Source organism: Variovorax sp. UC74_104, assembly GCF_044055375.1.
In the GTDB taxonomy this organism is placed as follows: Bacteria; Pseudomonadota; Gammaproteobacteria; order Burkholderiales; family Burkholderiaceae_C; genus Variovorax.
Window position 1 is genome coordinate 5737154 of the sequence record NZ_CP171978.1, and the last position, 12437, is coordinate 5749590.

The following is a 12437-nucleotide window of genomic DNA, read 5'->3' on the forward strand; positions in this document are numbered from 1 at the left end:
CGGGGGGCTTAGACGGGAACAGTTCTGGAAGACTACCTGGTCCCAGCTTGCTCCGCGATCTTGCGCACCGATTCGGCGGCGCGCTTGGATCCTGCAGACGATCTAAGCCAGCAGTTGCAGACCTGCCCCAAGGCGATCGATAGAGCTCCAAACATCACGTTCAGCAGTTGGAACGCGTTCGGCGAAAGATCGGCCGGCACCACGAAGAGCCGGTAGATACAGAAGAAGTACCCGGCGGCAATCAGCGTCGAAACCGCAGGCGCCCCCCAGGCAATCGAAGACTGCTCCTTCGCGAAGTCCACCTTTTGCTGGGTGGCACTCTTCGTCTAGGACGCTACCTCAGTTCTGGATGCGCAGCAATCGGTAGCCCGCACCGGCGCTATCTGCTGCACCGACAGACAAGGCACCGGTGCCGCCGCCAAATCCGCCGGTCAACTTGATGTTCGTCGCAGGCACAAGGAACTCAGACGAATTGGCAACCGGTGCATCGCCACCGATTCGGAGATACATGTACGTGTTGTGAGCCGGTGTGCCGGTATACCCAAAACCGCCGACCGCACCGTTGTTGTAGCCAGTCACCGATATGTTGTTCAAGCCCTGGTCATTGGTGAAATTGATAGCCCCAGCGCGGCACGCATCGATCTTGGTGCTGATGCAGTTGAGCGACACAGGCACACCGGCATCGCCAAGCGTCACGCCGAAAGTGTTCGTCGCGTCGCTCAGGTAGTAGATGTTCCCGCCGATGATGACGTTGCCGCCACTGCGCAGATGCACCTGGTGGACGGTCGACCCCTCGATCACGTTGTTGGCCAGCAGGTTGCCGCCGGAGTCGCAACGCACGCCAGTCCCTGCCTGCCGCGCATCGAACGTAGAACCCCACATGTGGCAATTCGTCACCTTGGTTCCGCTGCCAGCCGGCAGCGCCAGCCACAGGTTGTAGATCAGGTTCCGATAGATGTTGCAGTTGACGATGCTGGCGTCTGCAGGGCCGCCCCAGCGCACGCCGGCGCTGTTGCAGTCGTGGATCCAGCTGTTGTTCATGTTCGACTGCGCGCAATACCCGTGCGGGATCGCGCCAGGCGTGCCGAACTCGGTGCGAATACCCGTGCCGGAGGTATTGCACACCTCGATGTTGTCGATCGAGAACAGCGGAGCGTAGATCGCGAGGCCGTCACCGGTGGCGCCGGTCTGCCGGTTGCCGTCGATGGTCAGGTCGCGGATGTTGATGGCCGGCGGCCCGACGATGCTGGAGGTGCCGAACAGAGAATAAGCGTTCAGCGTCTGCACAGTGGATGAAAGCGCCGTGCTCGCCTTCTGGCGGATGATCGTCGCGCCCAGGCCCGCACCCTGCAGGGTGGTGTTGTCGCGCAACACAAGCGCGGCGCCCACGATGTACACGCCCTTGGGCAGCATCACGGTCGCGCCACCCAGGCCGTAGGCGTGCGTCAGCGCCGCCTGGATCGCCGCAGCATCGTCCGTCACACCGTCGCCCACGGCGCCGAAGTCCTTGACGCTGATGATTTCCGACAGCTTCGCCGCCAGTGTGCGACCCACCGCGCCGGTCGCCGTGGACTTGTAGCCCACCAGCGCGGCGCCCTTGGTGGCGTCGGTCGAATTGGGGATGTCGGCAACGCCCTTCAGGGCAAGGCCGGCAGTGCCAGCGGGATAGCTCAGGGCCGAGCTGAAGCCGATCATGCCGGCGCCGCGGTTTGCGAGGGTCGAATCCCCCAGCAACCCCTGCAGTGCGATGGAATCGGTGCCGGCCTCCACGTTCTCCAGGCCGGTCAGGTCGGAGCGCCAGCGGATGAACTTGCCCGCGCTCGGCGCCGGGAACAACAGCTTGACCGTGGTGCCGATGGCCGCCTGCAGCGTGCGGTCGCTCACCTCCTTCAACTGCTGTATCAGGATGGTGAGCTTGTCGAGCGCGTTCTCGTAGACCTGGGGCAGGAACCGGCCGCTGTTCGTGACATCGGTGGTCTGGTCCAGCGTCATGTTGCCGATGATCGTCAGCGTAGAGCCGGCCGGCATCGGCGACGGGCCGACGAGAATGGGATAGGTGACGGCGCCGCCGGGGTTCGCATCCTGGTCCGCGTTGAGCAGCACGCTGTAGTCGGAGTTCAGCACCAGGTTCGTCGCCGTGCCGAACGAGTCCGTCAGTACCGGCTGGATGTCCGTCTCGGCGAACACCTTGAACGTGAACGGGAAAGAAGTGGTGACACCGTTCCCCGCGTAGGGTCCGGCTTTGCGGGGGGTGGCGGGTACTGTCATCGATCAATTCCTCCATCGTTCTGTTGCGCCCTCAACGCCTGCACAGCCATCTTGTGGCGCAGGCTGTCGGGAGGGCTTGTACGCGTGGTCTCTTCCATCTCATCGCGTGTCGGGGGGGCGGATAGCTTCCCGGAAGCGAGACGATCCGCTTTTAGCGCGAACATGCGTTCTGCCAGACCAATCACTCCGCCCAGGCCGCTGCGAAGTTGTTCGAACTCACGGCGAAGTTCAGCCATGCCACTGCGAACGCTCATTTCTTGTGCCCCCTTACCTCTTGGCGAAGCTCTTCTAGTTCCTTCGCGAGTTGGTCCACTTCGGTGACTCGCGCCATTTGGCCAAGGCCCCCGAGCAACTGCGCGCCGATATCAGGTGCGAGCTCACCCATGGCAATGGCCCTGATTACGAGCGACGCCTGCTCGGTCGATCCGTTGGCCGCCGCCACATTGGGCAGGCTCACCGCCATGGCTTCGGGTTTCAGTGCCGGGAGTACACGTTCGAGCAGAGTGCGTGCAGCCTGCACATCGCCAGCTTTCGCCAGGGTCGTGAGCTTTTTTAAGATCGCAGGCACGTCTTTGCGCAGACTCTCCCGCAACGCAGCCCGCGCCGTCGAATGAGGCATGCGCCCACTTGGGTTGCCAGATTGCCCCTTGACCCAAGCCATCGATCACTTCAGCTTCCCGGCCTTGCGGAAGGCAACGGCCGTATTGCTCATCGCTCGCACCACCGAAGGGTGCGAACCGAGCTGAGTCTTGTCGAGATACGCTTTGAAGGCTGGGTCTTTCGCCAGCAGCTTCTGCGTGTCTGCGAGCACCTGGCCAGCGTTGTCGCCGTACTCCGAGCGCAGATAGTCTTTGCTTTTCGCGGCCCAACCGGCGACCGTTTCGGCATCTGCAGGAGTGCGCCGAACATGCGACACGGCCGCGGCGATATTGGATGCGTCCGTGGGCTGCATGTCGTATCGCGCGAACACAGGAACGAATTGCGCAGCTACTGCTTTTGCAGCCTCGGGCGTCGCAAGACCCTCGATTTCGTTCGTCTCGATCTCGCGCAACGCGGTCGCGTGCGTCTTAGCAGGATCGTAGAGAGATCCGTTGTGCAGTGCGGAGTCGGAATCGCTCATGCCGTCACCTTGGCGGAATTGGCCCGCCCCAGCTCGCGGTCCAAAGCATCAGTCTTGTAAGCGGCGTGCCAGTTGGCAGCGGCCAGCGGAGGCTGTTGATGGGCATGCAGCACAACCGTGCGCATCAGCTCATCGAACAGCGGGATGATCAGACGGCCACTTTGCATATCGGCCTGTTGGAAGAATCGCTCGTGGTCGACCAAAGGCCTGAGCGCTGCGCAGAAGACTTCGTGACATTGCTCGTCCACTTCGTCGTAGGCCCTCTTCTTCTCAGTCAAAGTTGCGATCAGGCCCACGAGTTCCTCGGTGATCTTCACGCGCTTCTGGAAAAGCGCCTTCGCTTCCGAGGCCTTCTCGGCACAGGTATCCAGCATGGAGTCGCGCTCGAGCCCGGCGTCCAAGCGCTCCGCATGGACCTTCGCCTGCGTCATGTCAGCGAGTTCGTTCCGCAGTCGGGCGACTTGCGCGCTTGTCTCCTCGCGCTCTTTCCGCAGGTCCGAGCTATTCGGATCTGTAGCCAGGTCTACGAGGCATTGGCTCAGTGCGCGCTGCTGGGTCTGCAGTTCGTGGCCAAGGCGCTGGATCTGCATTTCGACCGCTGCGGCGCGAGATGTATAGGTCATGGGTGTTTCCTTCCGAAGACCAATCTTCGAAGAGAACATCCCGCCAGCAATGCACGAGCGTCCTACGAGCGTGCCAGGAGCGTGTTTTTCTACGCCACCGTGATTTCGAATACTGGCCCGACTGTCTGTCGCATGACCCGCGCCATGATTCGACCGTCTGGCCAAAGCACGACTTCAAGCCGCTTGAACACCGCGCGCAATTTCGGGCACACGTCCTCAATCTTCGCGGCTGCGCGTTCTAGGGCTTCCTTGATCGACTTGCGCGGATCTCGACTGCCCCGCCCGCCCCAAAGATCCGACACGGGCTCCCAGGCGCCATTCCGTGCGGCGACGCGATGCAGGCAGGCACACGCGGCGGCCGTTGTCGGAGTCGGCGCATAGATCACCCAGCAGTCAGGCGAGCCGACACGGTACACGGCAAGCCCTGTTGCTGAGTCGATGGCACGCTCGAAAAGCACTGTTTCTCGCATTGCTTCGGCATTGCTTTTCAACGGGATCATTCGAAGTCTCCTCCGCTCTTGCCAGTTCGAGTCTCATCAACCCAGGCTTTAGAAAGGGACATCTCGCGCCTCCGCTTCGATCGCATCGTTGGCTCGGTGCCGCGCGTCGGAAAGCGCTGAAAAGATGCCCGGGTTGCCGGCTGCAACGCCGGGCGCGGCTTGATGGGTGCGAGCGCGCTGCTCTGTGCGCCATGCGGGCTCGGCCGCGCGAGCAGCAATGCTCGAGGCTACGGCTTGAACACGCTCACGTGCCTCCCCCGGGGTCTCCGGCGACGGGTAGTCGAAGATGGCCGCGCCAGCGGCCAGCCATTTCGCACCTACCGCTCGATTGCGCTTTTCAAGCAGCTCTTGCGAATTAAGTCCTTGACCTGGCACCTTGGCCCAGTTCCCACGGACCGCGTTCATGAAAGCCTGGTCCCAATCGGCATAGCGCTTGCCGTTGGCCTTGGCGTAACCGACGAAGTGCTCAAGGTGGTCGTCGAGGTCGCCGAAGCCCTTCTCGGCTGCCCAGGCTTGAACACGTTCGGAGATGGCGAAGTCTTCAGGAAGTGAGCGCGACTTGCTCGCGCGTGTCTTCTTCGGTTCACCAACGGTTCTATTACGGTTAATGACGGTTTGGGTCGCACCGGTGCTACCCGTCTGCCGCACGGGTGCTACCCCTCCCATGCATCCATGCGACCCCTCCTGTGCGCAGGCGCTACCCGTCGCATCCAAGCTACCCGTCGCACCGGTGCTACCCGTCAGTTCTTCTTCAACTTGGGGGGGTGCCTTGGCTGTGCGTGAAGGTGCCAAGCGGTCGATGTGAATCTGATAGTGCGGTACTGAACCCGGTGCGCCGCCAGCCCCGTTGGCGACGACCGACAGCAGGCCATCGTCGATCAGCGAGCGGACGTAGCGCTGCGCTTGAGACCGGGACATGTCGCAGTCGACGGCAATACGCGCCATGGAGACGAAAAGCCGGCCGCCTTCGTCGTTGCAGCGGTCGGCGAGATTCAAGGCGACGAGCTTTCGGCCAGCCGGCGTGATGGCCGTGGCCCACATGCGATCACTGACACGCACGCTCATCGAGCCGGCCCGCCGATCTGCGTCAGAAAGGCCTGCAGATCATGTTCATGACTGAACGTCCGCGCATGGCCCCAGCGCCGAACCTCGAAGATGCGCCGGCCGCCTTCGTAGTACTTGACGTGAAGTTCGTGCCCCAGTAAGGCAAACCTGGCAGCAAGCGTCGCGAAGGCCTTGTCAGCCTGCGCGCACTCGTCGACAATAGGAGCAGATTTCAGTGATAGCGATTCCGAAGTAGCCGCCGTACCAGGGCGGCTTTCTTCTTTCTCAGGCGCGTTTTCTCGCGACGCGCCGGCGCCGTTCTCGTTGTGTGACATGGCCGGTCACCTCAGGCTTTCGAGATAAGTGGCCACGTCGCCGGCGCGCCAACGAACCGCGCGCGCGCCGAGCTTCACTGGCGCGGGGAACGTACCCGCCGCCAGGCGGCGATAGAGCTCTGAGCGACTCAAGGTAGTGAGTGCCTTTACGGCAGGGAATGCGAGTAGCGCGGCGGGATGTGCTGCGATGTCGACGGCCCGATCGGCGGGCTGATTGGCTTTTGATGCAGTCATTTGGACCTCGTGATGTGATGCCCTGGATTTCAGCGGGAGTTGGTCTCACCGCGTACCCCTCTGCCTCGCCAATCCTCAGGACGTCCCAACGATCTCACCCCTAAGGCGGGTTATGTAGCCGACAGCAGCACCAAAGAAAAAGCCCCGGCGGTCCGGGGCTTTGGTCGTGAAAGCGAAGCTCGCTACGACGGCGCACGAAAGCATTGGTGCTCGAGGAAATCCTGGAAGCTGCCGTCCGCTCGAGCTCGTTCCACAGCCGCACGATGCGGGCTCACTTCGATCACTTCGGCCTGGTCGAAAAGATCCCAGACTTGACGCATCAAGTCATTCATCTTCTCAGCAGCGTCAGTGCCCAGTTCGAGGTCAGGCAGCGGCCAGTTCGCCCCACGGTGCTCGGATGATGCGAGTCGCCAGAGCATCCAGGAAAGCCGCTTGCCCTGGTGCCTGAATTCTTCTTGTGGGCTCGGCGACCTACTCATGACGCGGCGCCCTCACGCGCGGCCTTCTTCGCTGCCTTTGCAGCTTTCATCCGCGCCGAGAAGTCGCGCTTTGCTGCGGCATGGCGCTCGGCATCATCAGCGGCCCAACGTTCGGACCGCTCGGCACTTTTCTGGAGCCATTCAGGATTGGTGTTTGCAAGCCCGTTCTTGAGGACGGTCCCCAGGATCTCAATGAAACAGGCGACGACGTTGTCTCTCAACGCTACGCCTCGGCGCATGTCTCCTCTTGGAGGTTCAACGCCGAATGCGTCAGCGATCATTGGCCCAAACGACGGCCGGTTGATCTCGTGCGCAGCAAATGTGCGCTGCAGCTCTTCGACCATGCGGAAGGCCTGAGCCCTCGCTGCATAGAAGGGAAGCGCGGGCACGTCAAAGTAGTTGAACGTGGCCTTCCGTGACATCCTCTTGCCTGGCGCCTTCACGTAGGTGAAGTTCTGAAACGAGACGTCCAAGGGGTAGCGGAGGCTCCCGTCAGGAAGTCGGACGCAGGAGTCCGTCATCGCCGCACAGTAGCGGCGGCTCATCACGGCGGTGATGTGATCGGCCAGCGCTTGCAGGGCTTCCTCGCCGACCAGATTTCCAACGCCGTCCACCGTGTCGGCGTTCAACGCTTCAGCAAGATCGCTCCATGCATCAATCGAGCCGTTGCCCAGCAGACTCCTCGATCAGACTGGCCTCCGGGTCGATCTGGATCACGACCTGGTCAATTGGCTTTCCCCATCGGCCTCCGCCGATGGAACGAAACGGCGCGATCAGCTTTCGCGTGTCGTTCGAGATCAGGCCGAGCATCTGCGGGCCAAGCCAAGGCATGCGAAAGCCGCACTGGTCTGCGACCTCGAGGAATTCCGAGTACCCGGGGAATTCCCCCGCACGCGGCTTCAACTGAAGTGTGATGAGCGTGGGGCTCGCCTGATCGATCACGAAGGGATAGCCAGCGTACCTCGGATCGTCCTCAAGCTGGCGAATCGGCCTCCCTCCAGCCGGATCAAAGATGCTGCCTTTTGCAGCTACTCCATTGCCTTCGGGCGATGCCTCACAAGAGGCGATAATCTCTTTGGCCATGATGTGCGGTCCTTTCAAGGTTGTTGCACGTTGTGGTTAGAACGGCTGCAGGGCTCCTACCCCCTGTGGCCGTTCGCTTTTGGTCAGCGTGCTCCTCGGCTGACCAGCGAGCTCATATGCTCAATCGACCCTAGATCAGAGAATGCTTGCGACGCAAGTGCTCATCAAGGTCGGCAATACGCGCTTGATAGACATCACGCTTTCGGGGCGGAATGTCGTCGATGTTGCTGTCGATCTCCCATCGAACCCCCTCAGCCAACGCCATCTGATAAAGCGCGTGACCGTTCACCTCCACCCTATGCCCTCCCGGGTAAATCACTTCCAAGATCCCACTGTCATCCTCCGGGTCAGTTAGATCGCCGACCGGCAACACGCGCACGCCCGTAAGTACATGAGTCAAAGGCCCGCGATGGTCCAGGTTGCTGAAGTACTGCGGCAGTTGCCGCATCGCATTGATGTATCGAGCTGCGAGGTTCATTGCGTGATCTAGATTGATTTCGTCGAGGTAGGCAGCGAGAGACAACTGAGATCGCAACCACTCCGCCCCGCCCAGTTCGTCCAACTTGATGCGGAGCTCGGATGGCAGAAGTAGCTTGTAGGGCCTGGCGTCTTCGGAGATCGGCTTTCGACCTTGGCCTCTGCCAGCTCCGCCTCGACCGGTAAGTTCGTTAGGGGACATGCACACATTGTGCAATTGATTTAATGACCTATCAATCAATTTCCGCACGTACAAACACCAGCTTGCATTTAATTGATTTATAGGGCAAGAATTCAAATTCACCTAGACGCAGGACCTGTGTGGCCATCGAGTAAAGCCAGCGTGCTGCGGTGGCTGCGAAGTTGGCGAACATGAAAGTTGGTGGCGACCGAGTCTCAGAGCATTCGGCAAATTTGCCGAATGGCTCGCAGGTCAGCCAAGCGGATGCCGCGCAGATGCTCAATGTCAGCACGCGAAGCGTCGCTGCGGCCGCGAAGGTGCTTCATGAACGCGACGAAGAATTGGTCCACGCCGTTGAGCGTGGCGAGGTCGCCGTCAGCGCTGCGGCCAAGGCCGCAGCGCTCCCTAAGGACGAGCAGCGCGAAGTTGTGCAGCAGGGTCGGGCTAAGGAGGTCGCCAAGGCTGCCCGCTTCGTCAGCAAGCCCAAGACGGGCCAGCACCCGCACGGCTTCCGCTAGGATGAGAAGGTTGAAAGCGAATTAATAAGTGGCGCAGTCACAAGGAGATGCGATGAGGCGACTTGCGGCGGTAGTACAAGGTGGCTTCGTGCGAATGGGGGGCATCCCCCGCACCGCAATACTCGCCCTCGCCTTGTGGACGCCGTTGGCCGAAGCGCAAACGGCCGATCAAGAACGAACCAAGGGCGCTGCGGCCGCAGCCCTTGTGATGTCGCCTCAAATTTTTCTCTCGGCATGCAACGCCACCGCGAAGAATGACGGCGACTATCTGTTCTGCACAGTGAGATCGATGGCCGCCGAGAAAGGCGCCAAGTTCATGTACGACAGTAAGCTGCGCGAGATCCGCGACGGCCGAGACCGCCGAGTGGCGGCGTTCGTGCTGACGAAGCAGTTCGCAGAGAAGGTCTACGACAACTGCATGATGCGGCACGCCGACGAGATCGAGTCCAGCGGGAGCTTTTCGCAGTCCGACAGCATTTGCAAGCTGGAGAAAACCGACACCTATGAAGGCATGACGCACTTCAACAAGGTGTACCACGACAGCATCAAGTAGCCTCTCGACCTGTGCAACTTCACATTGCGCAGCGATCTGATTCAACCGGTGAGCTCATGCCGCCTTGAGCGCCACCACCTTTGCGCCTCGCCGCAAGTGGTCGAGGTGGTCCGCCCACTCCTGCATCATCTTTCGGCGCTGAGGCAGGTAAGTCGCGAAGTTGTAAGCCGCGCTCACCTCGTCGCGCTCCTGGTGCGCGAGTTGCAGCTCGATGATGTCGTGACGATGCCCTTGCTCGTGAAGGATCGTCGACGCGATGCCGCGGAAGCCATGCCCCGTCATCCGGCCGGCATAGCCCATGCGCTTGAGCGCCCCCAGGATGGTTCCGTTGGACATTGGCTTTTCGTGGTCGCGCTCCCCCGGAAACAGCAGGCCGCTCAAGCCGCGCAGCTCATGGATAGCGCCGAGGATCTCCACCGCCTGAGTCGACAGCGGCACGATGTGCGGCGTCTTCATCTTCATCCGCTCGGCAGGAATGCGCCACTCGGCAGCCTCAAGGTCGAACTCGTCCCAGCGCGCGCCGATCAACTCGCCTGTCCGCACGAAGGTGAGCACCATCAGCTTCATGGCCAGCCTAGTCACGGCTGAGCCTTGGTACGCCTCGATCTTTCGCAGGAGCTCGGGCAACTCCTTGGGCTCGATGCGGGCGAAGTGGCCCTTGGTGCGCGGCTTCAGCGCGTCGGATGGCTTCACATCGCTGGCGGGGTTCCGCTCGATGATGCCGTGCGCGATGGCATACCTGAGGATCTGGCTGCAGGTCTGCCACGCGCGTTTTGCGATATCCACCGCACCGCGGGCTTCGATCTTCTTCGCGACCGCCAATAGTTGAGGCGCGGTGATCAATGCGATCGGCTTCTTTCCGAGATCGGGGAAGACATCCGCCTGAAGCCGGGCCAGGACATAGCCGGCGTGGCGCTCAGACTTACCGGTCTTCCAGTGCTCATGCCAAGCCCTGGCCACCGCCTCGAAGGTGTTGCCGACGCTGACGCGCGCGCTGAGCTTCGCATCCGCCTTGGTCTGGGCTGGATCTGCGCCGTCCTTCAGCACCAGGCGCGCGTCATCTCGAGCGCGCCGTGCCTGCGCCAATGTCACCTCTGGATAGATGCCGATCGCGAGTCTCTTTTCCTTGGCGTTGAAGCGGTACTTCCAGCGCCAGAGCTTGCTGCCCGCGGCGGTGACTTCCAGGTAGAGACCGCCGCTATCGGCGAAGCGTTGGTAAGCGCGGCCTTCAGCGCATTTCGCGTTCTTGCAGGCGGTGTCCGTGAGCGGCATTTGGGGGCATTTCGGGAGAGGGGGCGCGCGAGTCGCGGGTTATGCCCCCAAATGTGCCCCCGTTTTGATCGGGCTGTCAAAGTGCTGCATGGGACAACCGGGCACAAAAAAGCCCCGGCTGGCGGGGCTTTAGTGCTTGTTTCGGTGCCTTGCGGCACTCAGCGGGATGTATCGCTGGAGGAGAGGGAGGGATTCGAACCCTCGGTACTATCGCTAGTACGCCTGATTTCGAGTCAGGTACATTCGACCACTCTGCCACCTCTCCGGTGCTGTCGAGCCTGCGATTCTAGCAGAGAAAAGCGGGGCTTTTGAAGCCCCCTGCGATCAGGCCTTCAAAACTTCGAGTCCGCCGAGGTACGGGCGCAACGCGGCGGGCACGTTGATCGAGCCGTCTTCGTTCTGATGATTCTCGAGCACGGCCACGAGCGTGCGGCCCACCGCCAGGCCGGAGCCGTTGAGGGTGTGCACCAGTTCGTTCTTGCCCTGGGCGTTCTTGAAGCGAGCCTGCAGGCGGCGCGCCTGGAAGGCTTCGCAGTTGGAGACGGAGCTGATCTCGCGATAGGTGTCCTGAGCCGGCAGCCAGACTTCGAGGTCGTAGGTCTTGGTGGAGCCGAAGCCCATGTCGCCGGTGCACAGCAGCACCACGCGATACGGCAGCTCCAGCGCCTGCAGCACGGCCTCGGCGTGGCCGGTCATCTGTTCGAGCGCGTCGTAGCTCTTCTCGGGGTGCACGATCTGCACCATCTCAACCTTGTCGAACTGGTGCTGGCGGATCATGCCGCGCGTGTCGCGGCCCGCGCTGCCGGCTTCGGAGCGGAAGCACGGCGTGTGGGCGGTGAGCTTGATCGGCAGTTGCGACTCGGGCACCACCTCGTCGCGCACGAAATTCGTCAGCGGCACTTCGCTGGTCGGGATGAGGTACAGCGCCGAGTGGTCGGGCGCCGGCTCGCCGTCCTGGCCGCCCTTCTTCGCGGCGAACAGGTCGCCCTCGAACTTGGGCAGCTGGCCGGTGCCGCTCAGCGTGGCGGCGTTGACGATGTAAGGCACGTAGCACTCGCTGTAGCCGTGCTTCTCGGTCTGGATGTCGAGCATGAACTGCGCGAGCGCGCGGTGCAGGCGGGCGATCGGGCCCTTCATCACGGTGAAGCGCGAGCCCGCGAGCTTGGCGCCCGTTTCGAAGTCCAGGCCCAGCGGAGCGCCGAGGTCGACGTGATCCTTGGGCGCGAAGCCCAGCGGCGTGGCGTTGGCGCCCGCACCGCCCTTGGGAGCCCAGCGGCGCATCTCGACGTTGCCTGTCTCGTCCTCGCCGACCGGGACGCTGGCGTGCGGCAGGTTGGGCACCGCCAGCAGCAGCGCGTGCAGCTCCGGCTGGATCTCGTCGAGGCGCTTGGATTGCGATTCCTGCTCGGCCTTCAGCGCATTCACTTCGGCCATCAGCGCGTCGGTCGATTCGCCCTTGGCCTTGAGCGGGCCGATCTGCTTGTTCAGCGCATTGCGGCGGGCCTGGATTTCCTCGGTGCGGGTCTGCAGCGTCTTGCGTTCGGCTTCGAGGGCGGTGAATGCCAAGACGTCGAGGTACGGCTGGTTCTTCTTGCGTTTTTCGAGGCCGGCCACTGCGGAGGCCAGGTCTTTGCGGAGCAGGGTGATGTCGAGCATGGGGGGATTTTAGGTGGGCGTACGTTGGCCGAAGGCGGCAGGCTGACGATGCCCTGCGGCCCACGGTTGCGGGCCAGGGGCTTCGGCATGCCCG

General features: G+C 62.2%; 19 protein-coding genes and 1 tRNA gene. 1 reads left to right on the forward strand and 19 read right to left on the reverse strand.

The annotated features are described in order from the left end of the window. Positions 1-32 precede the first annotated feature (32 nt). From ACHMXA_RS26870 to ACHMXA_RS26945, 16 genes are all read right to left on the reverse strand, one after another. Positions 33-302: a hypothetical protein gene (locus ACHMXA_RS26870; RefSeq protein ID WP_395317016.1), complete on the reverse strand. Its 270-nt coding sequence runs from the start codon at positions 300-302 to the stop codon at positions 33-35. Between the two features lie 37 nt (positions 303-339). Next, complete coding sequence (locus ACHMXA_RS26875) at positions 340-2268, reverse strand: glycosyl hydrolase family 28-related protein (RefSeq protein WP_395317017.1); 1929 nt, start codon at positions 2266-2268, stop codon at positions 340-342. Beyond that, a complete protein-coding gene (locus tag ACHMXA_RS26880; RefSeq protein WP_395317018.1) occupies positions 2265-2522 on the reverse strand; it encodes a hypothetical protein in 258 nt (85 codons plus the stop codon). The genes ACHMXA_RS26875 and ACHMXA_RS26880 overlap by 4 nt, the downstream gene beginning before the upstream one ends. Continuing rightward, positions 2519-2929 (reverse strand): DUF5681 domain-containing protein, encoded by a 411-nt coding sequence (locus ACHMXA_RS26885; protein WP_395317019.1) that lies wholly within the window; start codon positions 2927-2929, stop codon positions 2519-2521. The genes ACHMXA_RS26880 and ACHMXA_RS26885 overlap by 4 nt, the downstream gene beginning before the upstream one ends. 3 nt (positions 2930-2932) lie before the next feature. Then, entirely contained in the window at positions 2933-3388 is a 456-nt protein-coding gene (locus tag ACHMXA_RS26890) for a hypothetical protein (RefSeq protein ID WP_395317020.1), read from the reverse strand. Beyond that, positions 3385-4011: a hypothetical protein gene (locus ACHMXA_RS26895; RefSeq protein ID WP_395317021.1), complete on the reverse strand. Its 627-nt coding sequence runs from the start codon at positions 4009-4011 to the stop codon at positions 3385-3387. Before ACHMXA_RS26895 ends, ACHMXA_RS26890 begins: the two co-directional genes overlap by 4 nt. 89 nt (positions 4012-4100) lie before the next feature. Next, the gene (locus ACHMXA_RS26900) at positions 4101-4511 is read right to left on the reverse strand and encodes a hypothetical protein (protein ID WP_395317022.1); all 411 of its coding nucleotides are present in this window, start codon (positions 4509-4511) and stop codon (positions 4101-4103) included. Positions 4512-4559: 48 nt separating this feature from the next. Continuing rightward, the gene (locus tag ACHMXA_RS26905; protein ID WP_395317023.1) at positions 4560-5507 is read right to left on the reverse strand and encodes a hypothetical protein; all 948 of its coding nucleotides are present in this window, start codon (positions 5505-5507) and stop codon (positions 4560-4562) included. Positions 5508-5572: 65 nt separating this feature from the next. Next, complete coding sequence (locus ACHMXA_RS26910) at positions 5573-5890, reverse strand: hypothetical protein (RefSeq protein ID WP_395317024.1); 318 nt, start codon at positions 5888-5890, stop codon at positions 5573-5575. A gap of 6 nt (positions 5891-5896) precedes the next feature. Next, positions 5897-6124, reverse strand: a complete 228-nt coding sequence (locus ACHMXA_RS26915) for a helix-turn-helix transcriptional regulator (RefSeq protein WP_395317025.1) — start codon at positions 6122-6124, stop codon at positions 5897-5899. A 182-nt stretch (positions 6125-6306) separates the two neighbouring features. Continuing rightward, positions 6307-6603 carry a hypothetical protein gene (locus ACHMXA_RS26920; RefSeq protein WP_395317026.1) on the reverse strand — a complete coding sequence of 99 codons (297 nt, stop codon included), beginning with the start codon at positions 6601-6603 and terminating at the stop codon, positions 6307-6309. Further along, positions 6600-7232: a hypothetical protein gene (locus tag ACHMXA_RS26925; RefSeq protein WP_395317027.1), complete on the reverse strand. Its 633-nt coding sequence runs from the start codon at positions 7230-7232 to the stop codon at positions 6600-6602. The genes ACHMXA_RS26920 and ACHMXA_RS26925 overlap by 4 nt, the downstream gene beginning before the upstream one ends. Positions 7233-7257: 25 nt before the next feature. Then, the gene (locus ACHMXA_RS26930) at positions 7258-7686 is read right to left on the reverse strand and encodes a hypothetical protein (protein ID WP_395317028.1); all 429 of its coding nucleotides are present in this window, start codon (positions 7684-7686) and stop codon (positions 7258-7260) included. Between the two features lie 130 nt (positions 7687-7816). Beyond that, positions 7817-8248: a hypothetical protein gene (locus tag ACHMXA_RS26935; protein WP_395317029.1), complete on the reverse strand. Its 432-nt coding sequence runs from the start codon at positions 8246-8248 to the stop codon at positions 7817-7819. A 148-nt stretch (positions 8249-8396) separates the two neighbouring features. Continuing rightward, positions 8397-8537: a hypothetical protein gene (locus ACHMXA_RS26940; protein ID WP_395317030.1), complete on the reverse strand. Its 141-nt coding sequence runs from the start codon at positions 8535-8537 to the stop codon at positions 8397-8399. Positions 8538-8559: 22 nt separating this feature from the next. Next, positions 8560-8850, reverse strand: coding sequence for a hypothetical protein (locus ACHMXA_RS26945; RefSeq protein ID WP_395317031.1), 291 nt, complete (start codon positions 8848-8850; stop codon positions 8560-8562). A gap of 64 nt (positions 8851-8914) precedes the next feature. Between ACHMXA_RS26945 and ACHMXA_RS26950 the strand changes: the two genes are divergently transcribed. Continuing rightward, positions 8915-9415, forward strand: coding sequence for a hypothetical protein (locus tag ACHMXA_RS26950; protein ID WP_395317032.1), 501 nt, complete (start codon positions 8915-8917; stop codon positions 9413-9415). A gap of 54 nt (positions 9416-9469) precedes the next feature. On the opposite strand, the gene ACHMXA_RS26955 is transcribed toward ACHMXA_RS26950, so the two are convergent. From ACHMXA_RS26955 to serS, 3 genes are all read right to left on the reverse strand, one after another. Further along, the gene (locus ACHMXA_RS26955; protein WP_395317033.1) at positions 9470-10687 is read right to left on the reverse strand and encodes a tyrosine-type recombinase/integrase; all 1218 of its coding nucleotides are present in this window, start codon (positions 10685-10687) and stop codon (positions 9470-9472) included. Positions 10688-10862: 175 nt separating this feature from the next. Further along, a tRNA-Ser gene (locus tag ACHMXA_RS26960) sits at positions 10863-10952 on the reverse strand. Between the two features lie 59 nt (positions 10953-11011). Next, on the reverse strand, positions 11012-12343 hold the full coding sequence (gene serS / locus ACHMXA_RS26965; protein ID WP_395317034.1) for a serine--tRNA ligase: 1332 nt from the start codon (positions 12341-12343) through the stop codon (positions 11012-11014). Between the last annotated feature and the right edge of the window lie 94 nt (positions 12344-12437).

Coding starts and splice junctions, on each gene's coding strand:
- ACHMXA_RS26875 (WP_395317017.1), bottom strand. CDS start 2,268: ATGACAGTACCCGCCACCCCCCGCAAAGCCGGACCCTACGCGGGGAAC.
- ACHMXA_RS26880 (WP_395317018.1), bottom strand. CDS start 2,522: ATGAGCGTTCGCAGTGGCATGGCTGAACTTCGCCGTGAGTTCGAACAA.
- ACHMXA_RS26885 (WP_395317019.1), bottom strand. CDS start 2,929: ATGGCTTGGGTCAAGGGGCAATCTGGCAACCCAAGTGGGCGCATGCCT.
- ACHMXA_RS26890 (WP_395317020.1), bottom strand. CDS start 3,388: ATGAGCGATTCCGACTCCGCACTGCACAACGGATCTCTCTACGATCCT.
- ACHMXA_RS26895 (WP_395317021.1), bottom strand. CDS start 4,011: ATGACCTATACATCTCGCGCCGCAGCGGTCGAAATGCAGATCCAGCGC.
- ACHMXA_RS26900 (WP_395317022.1), bottom strand. CDS start 4,511: ATGATCCCGTTGAAAAGCAATGCCGAAGCAATGCGAGAAACAGTGCTT.
- ACHMXA_RS26910 (WP_395317024.1), bottom strand. CDS start 5,890: ATGTCACACAACGAGAACGGCGCCGGCGCGTCGCGAGAAAACGCGCCT.
- ACHMXA_RS26915 (WP_395317025.1), bottom strand. CDS start 6,124: ATGACTGCATCAAAAGCCAATCAGCCCGCCGATCGGGCCGTCGACATC.
- ACHMXA_RS26920 (WP_395317026.1), bottom strand. CDS start 6,603: ATGAGTAGGTCGCCGAGCCCACAAGAAGAATTCAGGCACCAGGGCAAG.
- ACHMXA_RS26930 (WP_395317028.1), bottom strand. CDS start 7,686: ATGGCCAAAGAGATTATCGCCTCTTGTGAGGCATCGCCCGAAGGCAAT.
- ACHMXA_RS26940 (WP_395317030.1), bottom strand. CDS start 8,537: ATGTTCGCCAACTTCGCAGCCACCGCAGCACGCTGGCTTTACTCGATG.
- ACHMXA_RS26950 (WP_395317032.1), top strand. CDS start 8,915: ATGAGGCGACTTGCGGCGGTAGTACAAGGTGGCTTCGTGCGAATGGGG.
- ACHMXA_RS26955 (WP_395317033.1), bottom strand. CDS start 10,687: ATGCCGCTCACGGACACCGCCTGCAAGAACGCGAAATGCGCTGAAGGC.
- serS (WP_395317034.1), bottom strand. CDS start 12,343: ATGCTCGACATCACCCTGCTCCGCAAAGACCTGGCCTCCGCAGTGGCC.